An 18,080-nucleotide genomic window follows, 5' to 3' on the forward strand; every position below is an offset into this window, starting at 1 on the left:
CAGACGGCATGCTTTGTCGGGAAAACGAACGTTTTACTGACAAATGTAGCTGCATGGTGTGGCAGGGGGAAGTTCGCCGGAGGCCTACGAAACGTCCGGACATCGCTTGAAGCAGACAAGCTCGCGCCTCGCCTGTCAAAGTTGTAGCCAGCCTAGCCGTTCAGCAGCGCGGTCGGCTTTGAGGGCACCGAGTTATCCTCAGTCACCGGGCGTAGTCCGTTACTTTACATCTTTACTCTCATCACGGATGAAATTTGAGCCTATGGGAACATGCTCAAGGGAAAATAGCTTCTTGACCAGCATACTAAACGGGTTAGGGAGGCCGCGATGAAGGTCACAGTGAACATCGATTGCACCCCTGAGGAGGCGCGCACATTCATGGGCCTTCCAGACCTTCAGCCTATGCAGACTGCTGTCATGGCTGAGATGGAGAAGCGTATGCTGTCTGAGATGGACCGCTTCTCACCCGAGACAGTGATGAAAAGCTGGATGTCACTCGTCCCCCAGAACCCTGAGCAAATGCAGGAGGCATTCACGAAGCTGTTCCAGCAAGGCTTTGGCGGACCTAAATCACGCTCAAAGTGAGCGCTCGTTTGCCAACGCGGGCAACGGGCCACGCAGCATCCAAGAGGACACCTTACCGCCCCCACAACTCCTCTTGTTTCTCTGCCGATAAGTGCGGCCCATGCCCTCGTAGCCCGCAGGACAGTGCCGGACACAGGTCCCAGCGGCGATACCGTGCTATAAGATCGTCCGGTTCACAAAGCGACCGGCGGAAGCCAGCCATGTCGACCGTGTGCGTCGTTGCCGTGAGACCTGATGGATATGGCGAGGTTCTGCTCGACGCTCAGGTGCGTCCCGCCGATATCTCGCCGCCCGTAGAAAGGTCCGGCAGCAAACAACTAATCCTTCTGCAATTATCAATTCAGAAAAACTTCCAAAAATTCCTCAATGCTACGAATATTCTAGACGCTAATTTCAGGCAGCCCTACTCGGCCGAGGGTTTGAGATTTTTGACCTCTATCTATAACGCATACGACATGATCGTAGATGACGAGCATCAGTCTTTGACGATCTTCAGTCGTAGTGAGGATGTCCGCTTTATGGTCAGCAGCGAGGCTTTCTCACTACGAGTCCGCAAAACAATCAGGCGGAATGCTGGATATGATCCTCAATGGTTTCCGTATGGCATGAAAACCATCTTGGTCGGGTATTGAAGCCGACGAAAACATTTGGTTTGCGCCCGAAGCCATCCTTTTGGAATTAGCTGGTGCGAACGTCAATTAGAGTGCACCATGTGCCGAAGATCTAGGCGCGGGATACACCTCATGGGCGATGTCGTGCGACCAAATTTTGCGCCGAAGGTAGGGGTAAGCCCAGCAGTATTGGCCCTCAACCCATGTGATCTGCTGAAAAGTTACGGAAAGGTCGGTCCCTACGGTGTGGCGCTCTACGGCATGAGTCATCCGGGCTCGTACCGCATGCTGAACGTGAAGCTCACTCACTACGAGACGGACGGGAGTTATTCCTTGGCCGTTCTCCCGGAAACGAAGGACGGAAACTCTGAGGCCCGTGCAATCGCTGGAGCGGTTCTCGAAGCGTTGCGCGTAATGGCCCTTATCGACTCGTGGCCGTGAAGCAAAATTTGTCGCTACCCCTCGGCTTGGTACGCGAGCTTAACTCCGTCTGCTGTGACTTTTTGCGAACCCTGCCCATCCCTATCGCGCGGCTTCCAGTTTCGGTGGTAATTTGACCAGCAAACAATTGGTCTAATTCGCTATCGGCGGTCAAGACCCGTTTGCTATTCACAGATCAGACTGGGAGCGGTGCTACTTACTTTGAATGCACAAGTCATCACGGAAGCGGCACTCGCGATCTTGCTTCCGTAGGTACATATGCGCAGTCGAAGGCTGGCAAGCACGGGCGATAGCCAGAGATCCGAAGAAGCTGGCACCCTGACGCTTCGATGAAGGTGAGGTAGGACAGCCCTACAGGCTCCCTCCACAGCGCCCAAAGCTGCTCGGCCGAGATGCCGAAGCGTGCATGGCAGAGCGAATGCCGCCACGCCGATCAAAAGGCAAGCGTCACGTAGTAAAATGCGCTACTAGAAAATCTCAAATAAATTGATGGAGCTAATATGGACGAGGCCTCGTACGCTCTCATGGTCAATTTGACTGCACAAATGGAAACTATGCGGACCGCAATGATCCAACTTGCAAGCAGCCATATCCGGTCGCTACCTATCTCGATGAAAGAGAGTGCCCTACTGGAATTGCAAGATGCTATGAGCGAAATCCCGATACCAAAAATTCCCTCGAGAGAAGGTGAGGACACCTTCCATAAAAACGTTCGATCTGTCGTTCCAGGACATGCCCAGATGTTTGTGCAAGAGCTTCGACGGGAGCTTTCTAAAACGAACTAATATCAAAAGGGATCATTCTCAACCCGAGCTTGAACATGAATTAAGCTGAGTTGGCGAAATGCGACTCGGATTGCGTACCCGAGCGCGCCACATCGGAGGTATGATCCACTGAAATAAGGAGCTTCGAAAATGAGCGACGAAGCCAAAAGACTACAAATCCCCCTAGAGAACGCAACAAGTGCTCCGATCATCTTCCTGGATGAGGCGCCGGTCTTCGGTATGCACGGGGCAGTAGGCCACGTCGCACTTACTGCGGTCATCCAAGACGAAGACGGACAAGGGGGCGTGACTGCGAGGCGGGTCGTTGTCGCCCATCTACGCGGCACAGTGGAGGCCTTTGCGTCACTTCGTAATGCGATCAACGGAATGGAATTGATCCTCACAGGGCCAGCGCGACCTGAGGGACCGACGAATTAATGAAGGTCCACTTATCTCTGCTGGCTCCACGCCGCAGCACTGTGTATCAGCGCTCCTAGCTTTCCGACGGTTCGTTTGATCGATTTAATTAGATAAGTAGGGTGGGAGTGTCACTGCTGCGCGCTCGCCAGCGGCTCGCGCAGGACTCGGTCGAGCAGGATCTGAGCGACGTAAGGGCGGTGGCCGAGGGCGCGCTCACGGGTGTAGATCTTGGCGATGGTCGCGCTGTCCTCAGGGTCCCAGTAATCCAGGCTGAGGATCGGCACCGGCGGCTCCGCCTCGGCGAGGGGGCGCAGGGCCTGCCGGTGCGGGTCGAGCTCGCTGGGCTCGGTCCAGCGGTAGCCGTTCGCCGGGGCGTCGTAGGTCGTCAGCAGGCTCTCGGCGACGACCCCGTCGACCTGCCCGATGAGTTCGGGCAGCAGGGCGTAGCCGCGGTTCATCAGCAGCATCCGGTCGGGATGGCGTCGGCGGATGGTTCGGACGAGGTCGATGGCGGCCAGGCGCATGCCGGCATAGCGCTCCGGGTCGGTTTGCTCGAGATGGGGCGGCGTATCGAGGGTGTCGAAGAACAGCCCGGAGAACCCGCGCTCCAGCAGGGCTGGAACCGCGACGTCCAGGATCAGGGTCCGCCAGGCGGGCCGGCGCACGTCGCACAGCACGGTGTCGGGCCAGTTCGGGTTGTCTCCGATGAAGAGATTCGGGTCGTCGATCCGGGCGAACAGGGGATTCGTGCGCTTGATTTCGCCGAGGCTGAGATAGCCCAGCACCTCGGTCCCGCGATCTCGCATCGGCGTCAGGGGGCCCTTGAAGCCCGGATCGAGCACGACGAGGTCGAAGCCCTCGAACGCGGCCGGCTCCAGGTCTTCGCCGTAGAACAGCGTCCAGGCCAGATGGGGGTAGCGGAGCCGGTCTCGCGCGCGCGCTGGCCGGTCGAGGAGGAGGCCGGCGGCCCCCAGGCCGGCGAGGAGCCGCAGGACGCTTCGGCGCAGGATGCTGGGGCGCAGGATACCGGGGCGCACGCGACTGGGGCGCCCGGCATTGTCGCGACCGTCGGCGGGATCACGCATCGCTCGACCTTCTGAGGCGGAAGTAGCGGCGAACCGGCCGGGCCCGTGCCTCGGCCGACCGCAGGGAGGTGTTGTTGGTGACGAAGGCATGGAAATGCAGCCAGGGCAGCTCGTGCGCGAGGAGCATCACCGCGAGGAGGAACGTGAGGGCCGAGGCGAACAGGTTGCCGTAGCCGAAGAACGGAAATCCGAGGGGCAGGAGGGCGGCGGTCAGCGTTCCGTTCAGGATGCAATACGTCGCCGAGACCGCGAGGGCGTGGCGGCGCAGGTCGAAGTAGAGCAGGAAGATGAAGCAGAAGGAGGCGCTGGTCTGGAACACCATCCCGACCAGGGCCGCCCGCAGGATGCCCATCTGGCTCGCCCGCAAGCCGAGGGGCTCGATCGCCACGTAGGAGACCAGGATGGCGATGAGGGCGACGGCCGCGAGGGCGATGAACAACCCGAACAGCTTGGCCATCACGAAGCGTGACAGGCGGGCCTGCATCCGCGCGAGGTCGCGGCGGCTGACCCCGTGGGCGAGGCTGCCGTAGAAGGCCCGGCTCAGGCGGAAGAAGTTTGTCTCCACGTGGACGAAGAACACCGCCAGGATGGGGATCGACGCGAGCTGCGCCCAGAACATCGGCGTGTCGTAGTTCGGCATGGTCCGGAAGGCGCCGCCCACCGTGGAGACGCCGACGGGCGCGGCGACCCACATGATCAGCTTGTCGACCCAGAGGCCGAGGGCGCAGGTGAGTCCGATCAGCGGCAGATCCCAATGCGTCCGCAGGGTCCGCGCCAGCGCGGCATCGGGCACGAGCGCCATCCCGTAATCCTGCAGCAGGCGCCGCGCCAGGACGAGGTCGATGATCGTCAGCCCGATGTTGAAGGCCGTGAGGAGCCGCAGCGGCTCGCTGCTCGGGGCGATCGCGATGAGCGCCACCATGACGGCCGCACCGGCACCGAAGGCCACGGCGACGATGACATGGCTTCGGATCGCGCCCATGAAGGGGATGAGCAGCCAGGCCGCGCCCATCAGCAGCAGGTTCTGCAAGCCGGCCACCGTATCCGGGCCGGGCAGGTCCGCGGCGAACAGGTAGAGCGGGCCGGCAACGAGGAGGGCCACGGCGGCGAAGAGGCCCTGCGCGACCACGAACGCGTAGGTGACGCTCGTGTCGCGCTTCAGCCAGACCTGATCCGAGACGAAACGCGTGCCGACGAAGGCGATCGGACCGGTGAGAATCGCCGAGATCAGGGCGTTGTAGATGATGATCGAGCGGAAGAGCGGAAGTCCGGGGCAGTCGTCGGCGGGACAGGCGGCGAGATCGATGCCGCCGATCGCCAGGACCGTGAAGATCCACGGGCCCGCCACCAGCAGGGCCGCGTAGACGTAGGCTCCGGCGGTGCTGGTCAGGGAGCGCCCCTGCGTCATGCGCTCCAGGGCGAAGCCTAGGCCGGCCATGGTATCCTCCCGATCTCCCCCGCCGGTCCGGTATCCCGTAGGGATTCGGACCGTCCGGAGGCTGGTGGGTCGAGAGCGGCCGGGTCGACGGAGTCGCAGAGCGCCTCGTAGAGGCCGACGATCCGGTCCTGATCGAACACCGCGTGAATGCGCGCACGCAGATCCTGATCCGAGGCGCCCCGCTCACCCACCGCCGCAGCCGTCACAGCATACTCTCCGTTCGCTCGCCGCGGTAGGTTTTGATGCTACAGAGAATAATATTGCGATTAATGTATTATCATTTTCACTATACTGATTAGATTGACTGTTGCGACATAAATCAAGATAGATCAAGTAAAGCTTCCGATAATCCTAATTCAGATGTGATGCGAAACGATGTGGCCCTGGCTCGCGCAGGACCGACATCAGGTCGTGCATGGAACCAGGCGCCGCCCAGATGGGGGGCCCAGGACATTACGCCCTGGGTGTTGACGAGGTAGGCGAGCTCGGTCCGGTTCTTGGCCTGGAGCTTCTTCATGATGTTGCGCACATGCACCTTCACGGTGTTGGTGCACATATTGAGTTTGTAGGCGATCACCTTGTTCGGCGTGCCGATCTGCAGGACGCCGAGGACAGCTGCCTCGCGCTCCGTCAGCCGGACCGACCCGCGTCCGCGCGCCTCGGCGGCCGGTGGGGCTGGGGGCGTGCAGACGATCCCGGCCGGGACGAAGCAGCCGCCGGCCAGCACCAGGGCGATGGCGCTCTGGGCCACCTTTACGGAACTCGTCATGGGGATGAATCCACTGAGTCCCCGTCGCATCGCTTCCGTGACCTGATGGTAATCCTCAAGTTCCGATAGGAGGACGACCGGAACGCCGGGACTGACGCTGGCGAGGGTCTCCAGCTCACTCTCCATCTGCGCGATGCTGCGATGGGTTGCGGCGATCACGACGACGGAGGCCGGGGCCCGGTCCTTGGCGGTCTTCTGCCAAAGTCCGACGGTGCAGAAGCCCAGGACCTGGGGCGCGTCGGCACTTCTCTGGATCTGGGAGATCAAGCTCTCCCGAAACAGGACCCGGGGGTCGATGATGACGAGGGTCGGTTGTTCAATCTTCCCAATTAGGATGTCGGATTTGATGTCCACAACCGGCATAGCTGAAGCCCCATCCGTGACATGTGACAATTATCTATCGGAGTGGAGCCTCAGAACCGCAGACCACCAATCCGGAGAATCCAGGCGTAACGGAATTAATACAGTTTTACAAAGAGCTAAATTCAGAATTTATGAATATTAGCGTTTGATAAATTCACAAATATATTTTTCTCTTCGATAAAATGGATCACCTCAAATTTTGACGAGTAAATTTTAGTTAGATAGCGATGCTGTCTCAGCGGTAGTTTTCCGTCCGGCCGCCACCCGCACCTTGGTGGCTCTGGTGGCTCTGGCCTCGACCCGGCCGCGCCTGTGGGTGCTCCTCGATCTGAACCGGGCTCAGGAGCGCGAAATCCCGATAACATCGTCGACGAAACGCTGCTGCGGCCCTTGAACGTCGAGCGCCTCAGCATTCTCCTGTCCTGGGCCGGGGAGCGCGCGGCGGCGTTGGCCGCACTGTGCCGGGCCGACGCGCTGATGCCGGGCACGCAGGAAATCGGTCGGATCATCCTGTTCGATCTCCTTCTTGCCAAAGGCCTGCGGGCGGAGGCTGCCGAGCGCACCGATTGGCGCAACAGATAACCTGCGATCGGAGCTATCACTAAAGAATATGGCTGATCATATGATGGTATAGCCCTAAATATCATTGATGCTAACTCAATCAGATTAGAGCGTGCTGCCGTTAGGCGCTATCGCTAATCCCCCCATCGCGATTGCCATAAATCTTAAAAAAATGACTAATATTATCTCGATTATTATTACAAATGGTTCTGATTTAAATTCATTCAAATAGGGGATTGCAATGCTTGAAGTCGTTCCAGACCGGACGGATCATCATCTGAGATCTTCGGAAACTGCGCATGCGTTGCATCTCTACGATGCGTCATCCGAGCACCTGATGCCGCAGGTCACGTCGACCCCGGCGATCAAACATGCGGTAGTAATGGCCGGTGGCAAGGGGACGCGGCTCCATCCCTATTCGGCGCTGTTTCCCAAGCCCCTGATGCCGCTCAACGACATGCCGGTCCTGGAGCTGCTGCTGCGACAGATGAAATGCGCGGGCATCACCGACGTGATCCTGGCGGTGAATCATCTCAGTCACCTGCTCGAGGCCTTCTTCCGGGACGGCGAGCGCCTCGGCCTCAACATCCGTTACCGACTCGAGGACCAGCCCCTCGGCACCGCCGGCGCCCTCGGCGCCATGCTGGACGACCTCGACGAGGCCTTCTTCGTCACCAACGGCGACCTTCTCACGACCCTCAGCCTCAAGAACATGATGGCTGCCCATCGGGAGGCCGGGGCCGACATCTCGATCGGCGTGTTCGAGCGCGAGGTGAAGATCGATTTCGGCCTGATCGAGATCGACGAGCGCAGCCGCATGACGGCCTATCGCGAGAAGCCGAAGAGCACGCACTTCGTCAGCATGGGGGTCTACGCCCTGTCGCGGGAGGCGGTCCGCCAGCACCTCGTACCCAATACCTACCTCGACATGCCCAACCTCATCGCCAAGGTGAAGGCGGCCGGCGGCGACGTGGCCTGCTTCCACGAGGATTGCGTCTGGCTCGACATCGGGCGTCCCGACGACTTCGCCCTCGCCCAGCAGATGTTCGTCTCGGATCGCAGCCTGTTCCTGGCCTCGTGACGCGATGTCGTCGCATCAGCCGGGCGGCGGCATCCTGATCAGCGGCGCGGGAGGCTTCATTGGCCGGGCCCTCGCCGCCCACCTCGACGGGCGGGGGCTGCCCGTCGCGACGGTCGGCACCCGGCGGGATGTCCGGGCCGAGCACTGGACCGTGGCGCCCGGGCACTGGAGCGTCGCGACCTGGGGAAAGGCCCTGGACCATTTCCGACCCACCACGGTGTTCCACCTCGCGGGCGCGACGCAGGGGACGCCGGAGGGATTGCAGGCGGTCAATCTCGGCCTAGCCCAGGCGCTCTTCGCTGCCCTGCGCCGCACCGAGCTGCGGCCGACCGTCATCGTGGCGGGAAGCGCCGCCGAGTACGGCGACGCCGTCGTCGATGGGGTACCGGTGCGAGAGGATGCGCCCTGTGCACCACTCACGGCCTACGGCCGGAGCAAGCTCGCCCAGACCCGGGCCGCCCTCACCTTTGCGGCCGAGACCGGGATCCGCGTGCTCGTGGCGCGGATCTTCAACCCGATCGGCCGGGGATTGCCCGGCCATCTCGCGCTGGGCGATTTCGCCCGGCAGATCGACGCGATCGGACCGGGCGGCGGAACCCTCGTCACCGGCGACATCGAGGTCTGCCGCGACATGCTCCTCGTCGACGACGTGGCCTGGGCCCTCGCCCAACTCGCCGCCAATCCGGCCGCTTCCGGAGTGGTCAATTTGTGCACGGGCGTACCCACCCGCCTCGGCGACCTGCTGGAGGGCATGATCCTGGCCTCGGGCAAGCCGATCACGATCGCCCGCGACCCGGCCCGTCTGCGCCGCGGCGAGCGCCGGGTCATCGTCGGCTCGCCCGACGCTCTGGCCGCCCTCGGCGCGAAGCCGCCGCGGCGCGACCTGCGCCAGGCCGCCGGTACGATGCTGACGGCTCCCCTGCGCGCCGCCTGATCCTGCCTTTCTGTCGTCGTAAATATACGTTCCTAACTATATTCAAACGTATCAAACTAAATATATGTCATAATTGAATCATCGAATATTTATATCGAATAATTCATTATTACTATATTTCATATGCGTTCGAAATCGGGTTTTAATTTGGGGATAGGCTGTGGGTAAAAAATATATTACATACGTTGCTGCATCTATAAAATTTCTTATGGGCGCAATACCCGCTTTCGCCCTGATCAAAGTGGATGCTGCAAAAATAACAGCCGGAGAGTTATGGGTTTTAGGATCTGTTGACGAGGAGAATTCTGAGATTGTCTTAGACGATAGGTTCGCTCATCGGACAGACGGGAAAGGAAGGTTTGAGTTTTTGATCGTCTACCATCCTGCTTCCTGCATCATATCACTGCGGACCTTGAGGCAGGTGAGGGAAGTTGTAGTCGGAGAATGTGGTCAACAAGGCATCCAAGCGCCAAGCCTAATCGGTCCAGCTGGACCGATGGGACCGATAGGTCCCAGGGGTGCGCGTGGCCCCCAAGGCGAGATGGGGATCATGGGGGAAATGGGGCCGTCCGGCCCTAATGGACTGCCCGGCTTTGAAGGATTGGAAGGACCGGTGGGTGTAGAAGGACCACGTGGGGAGACTGGTCCCGCTGGAGAGACGGGACCTCAAGGTCCAAGAGGCGAGCCTGGGCATATTGGCCTTGCAGATCTCCCTAGGCCTATTGCTAAGCCTAGCATTGCTAGAAGAAAAAGCCTTCTTTCGCCTGTGAGGCTCCCCAGGGTAGCACCCCAGCCTGCACCAAAGAAAAATTGGCCAGTCGAACCTTCCGAGGATTTAGCTGGAGGAGGGCCCAACGAGGGAGATCGCCATTGAAGCGGAACAGTTTTAGTTTCAGAAGGTGCCGCGCGATGGAAGTGCGTAGGCAAGAAAATGGACTAAGTGTGTAAGGATTACAGCTGTGCCAACTTGAAGGTGGGCATCCTGAATAGGAACTAGACCGATACCAGCGAATGAAACAGGTAATAGCCCATGCTTTGCGTGGCTTCCTGCGCCGCTTTCCTCTGAAAACCGGCTGGAACTGGCTCTAACGGCCTGACAGTTCCGCTAAATTCCCATATTTCGTTCTGTATAAAGCTCGGCACGGGGCTTTCCTGTGCGATGGCACAGCGCAAAGCCGACTGCCGCCTACGTGTAAAGACATTGTAGGTAGGCATAAACTGCACCGCCCTGCCTTGCACGGCCGTTTCGGATACGATGAGGATGGATCATGGTAGAGATAGAAGCGCAACTGACAAATGTTGATTCGATCGATATATTTTCCATCGAGAGCTCCTAAGTTTTGTAATTTTAATCTAGTGTAATAATTAAATGCCAATTGGCAGTTGCTGTCCCGCGCAAACTTAACGCAGCACGGTCGAACCAATGCAGAGCCGTTCGCGTAAGTGCGATTATGGCTCCTGTTGTTGCAGGGTTGCCCCCGGGTCTGCCCAACGTCTCCGCCCTGACGTCCGAACCCGTCCGCTGAAGCGTCGTCCGTTCATTCGTACGTCCGCTGTTTTGCAGCGGCCTTTACGGACAGTATCGTGGGCACCTTCAATGCGTCCGTGAGGGCATGCCCCTGCGGACGCGCTGCACCGCATACCCTTTGCTTTCGAGGATCAGATGAACGCGAACGCACAAGTGCAGAGCCCTACCGTGCGACTGCGCAAGGGGCCGACAATCCTACTACAGAGCGGAAACTACTTTGATTTCCTAGCGCCGGAAGACTGTAATTTCACGATCGAGGACATCGCGCACGGCTTGGCGATGATCTGCCGGTTTACCGGCCAGTGCTCGCGGTTCTATTCCGTGGCGCAGCATAGCGTTCACGTCACGGAGATCGTTGCACCGCCGCACCGGCTCGCCGGGCTGCTACATGACGCGGCCGAGGCTATGCTTGGCGACGTGTCGAAGCCCCTCAAGCTCCTCCTGCCGGAATATCGCGCCCTCGAAAAGCGGATCGAGGCGGTGATTTTCGAGCGATTCGGCGTGCCGGCCGATCTGCACCCCGACATCAAAGACGCCGACGTGCAAATGCTGGCGACCGAACAGCATCAGCTCATGCCCGACCGCGAGGGGCGATCCTATGCCGGCGGCAAAGAGCCGGCGGCGTGGCCGCTGCCGATCCTCAGCCCCGAGCAGGCAAAGGCGTGGTTCCTTGAGGTCTACGCCGGCCTTCGCGAGGAGGGCGGGCGGTGAAGCGATCGGAATTCTCGCGCATTCTGCGACAGATGGAGCACGTTCGCGAAGCCTCCTATGAGGCGGAGACCAAACGCGAGGAGAAGCGCCTCCTGGCCGAATACAATCGTCTTTCCAAGGCGATCCGCCCTTATTCCACGGGGGCGCAGAAGCTTGAGGAGGACACCCCCGAGGAAGCTGCCGGCGATCGTGCAGCATGGGCCGCGGCGCGATGATCCAGCAACCGACAGGCGGCGAGGTCGACACGTCTCCCGAAAGCGGCGGCGACCCGTGGGAGCCGGTGCGCCGGCCGAGCAGGCCAGACACGCCCGAGCGTCGGGTCTACCAAGAGCGCCTTGCGAGAGCGACCGCCCGCGCACGGGTCGTGATCAAGCCGGGCGACCGGATCAGCCGCAAGATATGCGGCGGGCGAGGCACCTTCACCTTTACGGGATGGGAGGGGGATTGGCTTTGCGGACGCACGGTATCGGACTGCGGCGCGATTAGCGTTTTGAAGGTCAACGGCAAGCGCGTCGACTTCGACGATCCGCCACCCCGGAGGACATGGGGCGCCATCCTTGAAGACATGAAGGCCGCGGACAGGCGGATAAGGGCTCTTTCGACGCCCTCAACCTAGTCCGCCGCACAAAATCTAGTAGTCGCGCAAACGGTCGTTTGATCGAAGCCAGAAACACTTTCCCGACGAAGCACAGAGAGCCAAAACTATGCCCGTATATGTGCTTGAGGCGGCGACGCTTCATATTGACGACGTCGAGATTGCGGCGCGAGACGTGTCAATCGGCTGGCCCGACCTCGGCCTATGGCCGGTGCCGGAACTGCAATTCCGGCTCGACGGCATAGAGAGCCCCGGCCGGATCGCGCACCTGTTCCCCGGCGAGAAACTGCAATTCCATCCCGGCCCGGCCGGACGTGCGCCAGCACCGCCGGCGAGCAGTTTCTGTGCGACCGGCAACAAGCGAACACGGCGCCGGCAGGCCGCTAGGGCTCGGACGGCAACCTAGACGAGCCGGACGAATAACCGTCGTTTTCCAGACACACGAGGAACCCATGAGCGGCAACGAAACCCCCGTCAGAGATACACAATCGCCGATCCTAGTTGTGTGCGGGTCGAGGCGGTGCGCCGACATAATGCTCCGCGAGCACGCTGAAGTAAGCCCGCGCCACCCACGCTTGAGGTACGCGGTTTGCTCTGAGAACCTTCGAGCAATGCCGCGCGGGACCTTGTACGTCGACCTGATCGAGGAGGGGCGCGACTTCACAAACGTTAGCAAGGCCGACCTTGACGACATGAGGGCCGTCGTTGCCGCTCGGGCCTATACTCGCCTGCCGCTCGATGGCCTAGCGGCCGAACTTGCGGCGTCCGACAAATCGAACGCGGCGGTCGCGTAGGCGAAACGGTCGTTTTGTCTACGTTGCCGCTCGATGCGAGTTGACGCTTCCTGCTCATAGAGCAAACTGCCTGCGATGACTGAAATCGGTCAGCCATTAGCATCGCTAAGACATTGTAATGATCTCTAACGTTCCAACCGCACAGGAACTTCGCGAAGTTGCGATCCGGACTTATTTCATTGCATGGAAGGAAGCATCTAAGCTATTAGAGGGAGTTAATTTATGGGGATACATAAACGTTACTTTGGACAATGGAAAACTTGTCGCCAGCCCCGGTGATGAGCTTGATCATCTGACCAAACAACAAAGTGAAGACAATTTCGCTAAATATGAAGCCGCACTTCAACCCGATATACATGCGGTTATGTCGCTAATACAACACAGCCAGGAACTAGCATTAAAAACCTTTATTTGCGAAATAAGCCCTTATTTACTGCTTTTGGGATCGGATATTAGACAATGGGCAAAAAGCAACACAGATTTTACAGATCTAAAAACGATTGATGCTAGCGATTTGCTTCGTGTTGTTTCGGCGATATGCGATAAACAGCTTTCTGAAAACTTCAAGCAAAAAATCGAAAAAATCCGTCGCGGCCGGAATAGTTACCAGCACTTAGGAAAACAAAAAGAGAGGATAGAAGTCATCGAACCACTAAAAATTCTCACGCAACAATATGTAGAGATGTTTCCAGAAAGAAATTGGCTTGAGGATTTCAATACCTCTCAGAAATCCGGCTAGATGATTTATTTGATAGCGATTTCACATCTAGAACGGCCGTTCTTGCAAATATTTCTGAGATTAGCGAATACGTGCCGGAGCAAATGTGGCGCCGCTTGTTGGGGTTTCAGAAAAAATCCCGGCTGCTCGAATGCACCGATTGCATCAGGGAAGCCCGCTTTGATAACCGAAATTTTTCGGCAGACACTATAGAGGTTTTGCCAGGATTAAATGAAGCTCATTGTTTTTTATGCCGACAGACGTTCAAGATAACGAAAAGCGAATGCAAGAACTGCGGCTTTGATCTTGCGCATGTTTTAGATGACGGAAGTGAGTTTTGCTTCCACTGTACTGATTGACGTAGAGTGGTCGAAGCAATTTGTGCAGGTCAGGAAAACGATCGTTTTGCTGACATGGATGGTTGCATACGGCAACGTCCGAGTCGGGTGGCAAGCGGAAGTTCGCCGAACGTCTGGATTACGGCTGAAGCGAGTGTAATCCGTCTTGAAGCTCTCTTGCATTTGTCGGATATCCTACAGTTGAGCCAGAGTTTAATCTTTGTTAGCGACAGAAATCTTGCGATCAACTACACGTTTATCTTGTGCGATTTGCGGATTTCATGGCGGCAGTAATGACAAAGCTTTATCTCGACTTTGACGATGGTCGTTCCCAGCTTAGGGATGAAGACGGCATCGACTATCCCGACAAAAAGGCTGCTCGGACTGAGGTTCTAAAAGTCCTCTCCGAGATCGCCAAAGATGCTGTGCCGAAAAGCGATCAGCAGGTGCTCACAGCAACGGTCCGTAACGCGTCCGGAGATACCGTATACAGCGCAAAGGTCACGGTGTCGGGCGGGTGGCATAAACCACGCCATCCATGAGGTTTCTCGTTTCTCAACGGCTATGACCTTCGATCAACTCCATACGATTTGCCACACAAGCGGAGATATTTGAGGTAACTGAAGCCTTTGGCCTTGCAGTCGCTTAGGTCGTCACACCGACCGGAGGGCATGGCCCAGGAGGGCACATGCTCAATCCGTTCATTCAGAAGCTTGGACGCCGTTTCGTACTCTCAGGAGCCGAAGAAAAGGCCCTGACGGGAGCGAGTGAGCGCCTTCGCGATGTCCAAGCTCGGACTGCACTTATCTTGGAGGGAGACGTGCCCGATCACGTCCACCTGATCCAGAAAGGCTTCGCCTGCCGCTACAAGGTGCTTCCAGACGGCGGGCGGTCGATCGTTGCCTTCCTGATCCCGGGAGATTTCTGCGACCTAAACGTGTCCATCCTTGGGACGATGGATCACTGCATCGGAGCGATCAGTTCCTGCGATGTGGTGCGTATTCCGCGCTCAGTCATGAATGAACTCAGTGGGAACTATCCGATCTTAAGCCGCGCCCTGCAGTGGGCTGGCTTGGTCGATGAGGCGATCCTCCGGGAATGGCTGGTGTGCATGGGCCGTCGTTCGGCCGACAAGCAGGTCGCGCACCTGTTCTGCGAGTTCCTGATCCGCCTCCAAGTGGTCGGCCTAGCGACCGAGAACAGCTACCACTTCCCCTTGACCCAAGCAGACCTCGGCGACGCCACTGGGCTCTCGAACGTACACGTCAACCGGGTGCTGCAGGAGTTGCGAGGTCTGAAGCTGGTTGTGTTCAAAGAGCGGCGTGTCACCCTACCCAACGTCGCGGCCATCCAAAGCTATGCAGGCTTCAACCCGAACTACCTGCACCTGCATCCGAAGGCTCCACCTTACCCCGCTATGTAGGGTATCAGACGTTCCCCCAGGGATAAGATCCCACACCCATTTGTTAAACTTTTAGTCGAGTACAGGGCGTATGGTGTAGCGCATCGCGGCCATACCCTCGGCCTTCCGCGCCTGTGAGACCTCGTGTGCTCCCGCCTGCTGCGCGCGGAGAGTCCTATGCCTCGCTACTTCTTCGACATCCATGACGGCCAAACACTTCGCGACGACGAGGGTATGGAATTCGCGGGTCCTGGGGAGGCGGCTCAGCACGCAAAGACGGTTCTGCCCGAGATTGCAGCGTACGAGGTGCCCAAGGACGGCGAGCATCAAGCCTTTTCAGTGCTGGTGACGGACGAGGATGGGCATCCCATCTACTCGGCCGCCGTGACGTATACCGGCACATGGCTGATCCGATGACTGAGCCTCCCCCGATCGAGCGTCGTCGCTTCCCTCAGTATTGCGCCATCCTACTGGACACGGACGGTCATGTCGCGACCCAGATCCCCATTACGGCATCCGACGATGAGGAAGCCAGAGCGAAGGCAAAGGCCCTCGTAGATGGGCATGCTATCGATTTGTGGGACGAATTCCGGTTCATCGAGCGGTTCGAACCGCCTCAGACCCTTCCGTAAACTAAGGCTATCGCAACAGCGTTAAGTTCACAATTGATGAACCGCTTTGCGTCAGTTCGGGTCGTTATAGCTCGACGGCTCGAAGGTCTGAGTAGGGTCGATAGCAACCTGAACGATATGTCGGATATCCGATCGTTTTCCTGGCATCGTAGACCGACCCGGTTCGAACAGCCGAAAACCGCCTTCTTCTCGTCGGGAAAATATGACCGGATTTCTATTGCGGATTAAACGCACCTGATTCAGTATCCCGACATGCTTGTCGGATATGCCCGCGTCTCCACCCTCGACCAGAACCTCGACCTGCAGCGGGATGCGCTGACCAAGGCTGGATGCGAACGCCTGTTCGAGGAGAAGAAGTCCGGCAAGGCCGGGACCAAGCGCCCCGAGTTCGAGGCGGCGCTGGCCTACCTGCGGCCGAGCGACGTGCTCGTCGTGTGGAAACTCGATCGGCTCGGTCGCTCCCTCGTCGAGATGATGCGCACCATCGACAGCTTGCGGAAGAACGAGGTCCACTTCCGCTCGCTGACCGAGCAGTTCGACAGCGACACGGCGCATGGGCGCTTTGCCCTGCAGATGCACGGTGCCATGGCCGAGTACTTCCTGGATCTGAACCGCGAGCGCACCATGGAGGGGCTGAAAGCGGCCCTGGCGCGAGGACGCAAAGGCGGACGGCCCAAGAAGCTTAGCGAGGCTGACATCGAGGTTGGCCGCGCCCTGCTGCACTCGGGCACCATCTCGATCGCGGCCATCGCCAAGCGGCTCGGGGTCAGCCGGGACACCTTCTACAGCTACTTCCCCCAGGCACGCACCCGCAGCCAGGCCGCCGCGGCTGCGGCAGCACGGCAGGACTGACCCGGATGCCGATCCGGCGCGAGCACCGTTTCTTCTATCCGATCGACTGGCCGCAGCTCTCGGCTGTGATCCGCTTCGAGCGGGCCAAGGGGCGGTGCGAGGTTTGCGCCCGTCCGCATGGGCAGCGCGTCTTCCACCTCGGGGACGGTCGTTGGTGGGATGGGGAGGAAGCCTCTTGGCGTGATGGAGCCGGACGCTTCATCTGTCTGGCGATCGGAGCCGATGATGTCCTCGGACGGGTGCGGACCACGAGGGTAGTCCTGGCCACTGGCCACCGCGATCATGATACCGCCAACAACGGGCCCGAGAACCTCGCCGCCTTCTGCCAGCGCTGCCACATGAACCACGATCGCGCTGAGCATCAACGCCGTCGCTGGCGAACTCTCTTTCGTCGTAAGGCGATAGGTGACTTTTTCAAAGGGCCGTATCAGAGCATCTGACCCAAGATGTCCGACGCCATGGCCCTTTCGTAAATCGAAGCGCTATCTAAGAAGTGATGACGCCTATCATGCGCGGAAAATTCATAGACAAACAAATTTGCCTTGAACAATACGCTGACATATACGATGCCTTTGTCTTGGCTCTCCACACCCAGATGTTAGCATGTCAGACAGCACAGACAACCAAGCCGTCGATTTCGTTGCTCTCGCGAGTGACATCGTCGCCGCGTATGTCTCGAACAATTCCGTTCCGACCTCTGAACTGCCGAGCTTGATCCAGGGCATCCACGCTGCGCTCACACGGCTTGCCAGCGGAGCGGCCGAGCCCGCTCCGGAGGAGATCCACGAGAAGCCGACGCCCACGCAGATCCGCAAGTCCGTGACGCCGGGCGGTCTTGTCAGCTTCCTTGATGGCAAGACGTACAAGACGCTGAAGCGTCACCTGACCGGCCATGGCCTCGATCCACACAGCTATCGTCAGCGCTACGGCCTGCCGGCCGACTACCCGATGGTCGCTTCGGATTACGCCGCCCAGCGTTCGGCCCTGGCAAAATCCATCGGTCTCGGCCGGCTCGGCGATCGCAGCGAGGAGCCACAGCCGAAGGCCAAGGGGCGTGGCAAGGCTGCGTAGGCCTCGACCCTCTTGCAAGGCGGCCCCCTCGCGCAACCACCCTCCACATCAAGGATGTTTCCGAACAGTCGAGCTTGCCTACTCTGCTGCGGAATACGTTGGCGATGGTTGCGAACGGTGCCAGAAATCAGGGCTCGGTCAATCGATACCGAGGTTACTCGGCATCGCCGCTTCTGACACACGAGAGCAGTCGAACAATCGTAGCTTGCTAGGGTATCCCGTCCGCGAATTGGCTGGTCGAGCCGGTCAGGAAGTGGTTTCGACGAGTGCGATACACCTATCCCCATGGAGGCGTGCGCTGTAGTTCGGGAGGCCCACACGCCCGGAGGCGTGACAGTCGATGTGCTCGGGCGACTGGTATCCAGGATTGGCCAGTCGACTCTGCCC

Annotated in this window: 20 protein-coding genes; 17 read left to right on the forward strand and 3 right to left on the reverse strand. The window is 59.0% G+C overall.

Annotation, left to right across the window (positions count from 1 at the left end):
* The first annotated feature begins 327 nt into the window (after positions 1-327).
* The 3 genes from AC0IY1_RS11395 to AC0IY1_RS11405 all read left to right on the forward strand — a co-directional run bounded on the left by AC0IY1_RS11395 (position 328) and on the right by AC0IY1_RS11405 (position 1,637).
* Positions 328-585 carry a DUF6489 family protein gene (locus tag AC0IY1_RS11395; RefSeq protein ID WP_471769602.1) on the forward strand — a complete coding sequence of 86 codons (258 nt, stop codon included), beginning with the start codon at positions 328-330 and terminating at the stop codon, positions 583-585.
* A gap of 200 nt (positions 586-785) precedes the next feature.
* Positions 786-1,217 (forward strand): hypothetical protein, encoded by a 432-nt coding sequence (locus AC0IY1_RS11400; RefSeq protein ID WP_471769604.1) that lies wholly within the window; start codon positions 786-788, stop codon positions 1,215-1,217.
* A gap of 111 nt (positions 1,218-1,328) precedes the next feature.
* Positions 1,329-1,637, forward strand: a complete 309-nt coding sequence (locus AC0IY1_RS11405; RefSeq protein ID WP_471769605.1) for a hypothetical protein — start codon at positions 1,329-1,331, stop codon at positions 1,635-1,637.
* Positions 1,638-2,949: 1,312 nt separating this feature from the next.
* Here AC0IY1_RS11405 and AC0IY1_RS11410 read toward each other — a convergent pair.
* The 3 genes from AC0IY1_RS11410 to AC0IY1_RS11420 all read right to left on the reverse strand — a co-directional run bounded on the left by AC0IY1_RS11410 (position 2,950) and on the right by AC0IY1_RS11420 (position 6,380).
* On the reverse strand, positions 2,950-3,906 hold the full coding sequence (locus tag AC0IY1_RS11410) for an endo alpha-1,4 polygalactosaminidase (protein ID WP_471769607.1): 957 nt from the start codon (positions 3,904-3,906) through the stop codon (positions 2,950-2,952).
* Positions 3,899-5,344 carry an exopolysaccharide Pel transporter PelG gene (gene pelG / locus AC0IY1_RS11415; protein WP_471769609.1) on the reverse strand — a complete coding sequence of 482 codons (1,446 nt, stop codon included), beginning with the start codon at positions 5,342-5,344 and terminating at the stop codon, positions 3,899-3,901. The genes AC0IY1_RS11410 and pelG overlap by 8 nt, the downstream gene beginning before the upstream one ends.
* Positions 5,345-5,663: 319 nt before the next feature.
* Positions 5,664-6,380, reverse strand: coding sequence for a response regulator transcription factor (locus AC0IY1_RS11420; protein WP_471769611.1), 717 nt, complete (start codon positions 6,378-6,380; stop codon positions 5,664-5,666).
* A 486-nt stretch (positions 6,381-6,866) separates the two neighbouring features.
* Between AC0IY1_RS11420 and AC0IY1_RS11425 the strand changes: the two genes are divergently transcribed.
* The 14 genes from AC0IY1_RS11425 (at position 6,867) to AC0IY1_RS11490 (ending at position 17,693) form a co-directional block, all read left to right on the forward strand.
* Positions 6,867-7,058 (forward strand): hypothetical protein, encoded by a 192-nt coding sequence (locus tag AC0IY1_RS11425; RefSeq protein WP_055956758.1) that lies wholly within the window; start codon positions 6,867-6,869, stop codon positions 7,056-7,058.
* A 316-nt stretch (positions 7,059-7,374) separates the two neighbouring features.
* A complete protein-coding gene (locus AC0IY1_RS11430; protein ID WP_471769613.1) occupies positions 7,375-8,118 on the forward strand; it encodes a sugar phosphate nucleotidyltransferase in 744 nt (247 codons plus the stop codon).
* 4 nt (positions 8,119-8,122) lie between these two features.
* A complete protein-coding gene (locus AC0IY1_RS11435; protein WP_471769615.1) occupies positions 8,123-9,052 on the forward strand; it encodes an NAD-dependent epimerase/dehydratase family protein in 930 nt (309 codons plus the stop codon).
* 1,663 nt (positions 9,053-10,715) lie between these two features.
* Positions 10,716-11,291 carry a hypothetical protein gene (locus tag AC0IY1_RS11440; RefSeq protein WP_471769617.1) on the forward strand — a complete coding sequence of 192 codons (576 nt, stop codon included), beginning with the start codon at positions 10,716-10,718 and terminating at the stop codon, positions 11,289-11,291.
* Positions 11,288-11,506 carry a hypothetical protein gene (locus AC0IY1_RS11445; RefSeq protein ID WP_471769618.1) on the forward strand — a complete coding sequence of 73 codons (219 nt, stop codon included), beginning with the start codon at positions 11,288-11,290 and terminating at the stop codon, positions 11,504-11,506. Before AC0IY1_RS11440 ends, AC0IY1_RS11445 begins: the two co-directional genes overlap by 4 nt.
* Positions 11,488-11,907 (forward strand): hypothetical protein, encoded by a 420-nt coding sequence (locus AC0IY1_RS11450; RefSeq protein WP_471769620.1) that lies wholly within the window; start codon positions 11,488-11,490, stop codon positions 11,905-11,907. Before AC0IY1_RS11445 ends, AC0IY1_RS11450 begins: the two co-directional genes overlap by 19 nt.
* 431 nt (positions 11,908-12,338) lie before the next feature.
* Positions 12,339-12,680 carry a hypothetical protein gene (locus AC0IY1_RS11455; protein WP_471769622.1) on the forward strand — a complete coding sequence of 114 codons (342 nt, stop codon included), beginning with the start codon at positions 12,339-12,341 and terminating at the stop codon, positions 12,678-12,680.
* A gap of 118 nt (positions 12,681-12,798) precedes the next feature.
* Positions 12,799-13,419, forward strand: a complete 621-nt coding sequence (locus AC0IY1_RS11460; RefSeq protein WP_471769623.1) for a hypothetical protein — start codon at positions 12,799-12,801, stop codon at positions 13,417-13,419.
* 598 nt (positions 13,420-14,017) lie between these two features.
* Positions 14,018-14,278 carry a DUF6894 family protein gene (locus AC0IY1_RS11465; RefSeq protein WP_471769625.1) on the forward strand — a complete coding sequence of 87 codons (261 nt, stop codon included), beginning with the start codon at positions 14,018-14,020 and terminating at the stop codon, positions 14,276-14,278.
* 146 nt (positions 14,279-14,424) lie between these two features.
* Positions 14,425-15,159, forward strand: coding sequence for a Crp/Fnr family transcriptional regulator (locus AC0IY1_RS11470; RefSeq protein WP_471769627.1), 735 nt, complete (start codon positions 14,425-14,427; stop codon positions 15,157-15,159).
* 156 nt (positions 15,160-15,315) lie between these two features.
* A complete protein-coding gene (locus tag AC0IY1_RS11475; RefSeq protein WP_471769629.1) occupies positions 15,316-15,555 on the forward strand; it encodes a DUF6894 family protein in 240 nt (79 codons plus the stop codon).
* 467 nt (positions 15,556-16,022) lie between these two features.
* Positions 16,023-16,622: a recombinase family protein gene (locus AC0IY1_RS11480; protein WP_471769630.1), complete on the forward strand. Its 600-nt coding sequence runs from the start codon at positions 16,023-16,025 to the stop codon at positions 16,620-16,622.
* 5 nt (positions 16,623-16,627) lie between these two features.
* The gene (locus AC0IY1_RS11485) at positions 16,628-17,062 is read left to right on the forward strand and encodes a hypothetical protein (protein ID WP_471769632.1); all 435 of its coding nucleotides are present in this window, start codon (positions 16,628-16,630) and stop codon (positions 17,060-17,062) included.
* A 163-nt stretch (positions 17,063-17,225) separates the two neighbouring features.
* Positions 17,226-17,693 (forward strand): Ros/MucR family transcriptional regulator, encoded by a 468-nt coding sequence (locus AC0IY1_RS11490; RefSeq protein WP_471769634.1) that lies wholly within the window; start codon positions 17,226-17,228, stop codon positions 17,691-17,693.
* Positions 17,694-18,080: the final 387 nt, after the last annotated feature.

It is taken from the genome of Methylobacterium sp. AC690 (genome assembly GCF_979256535.1).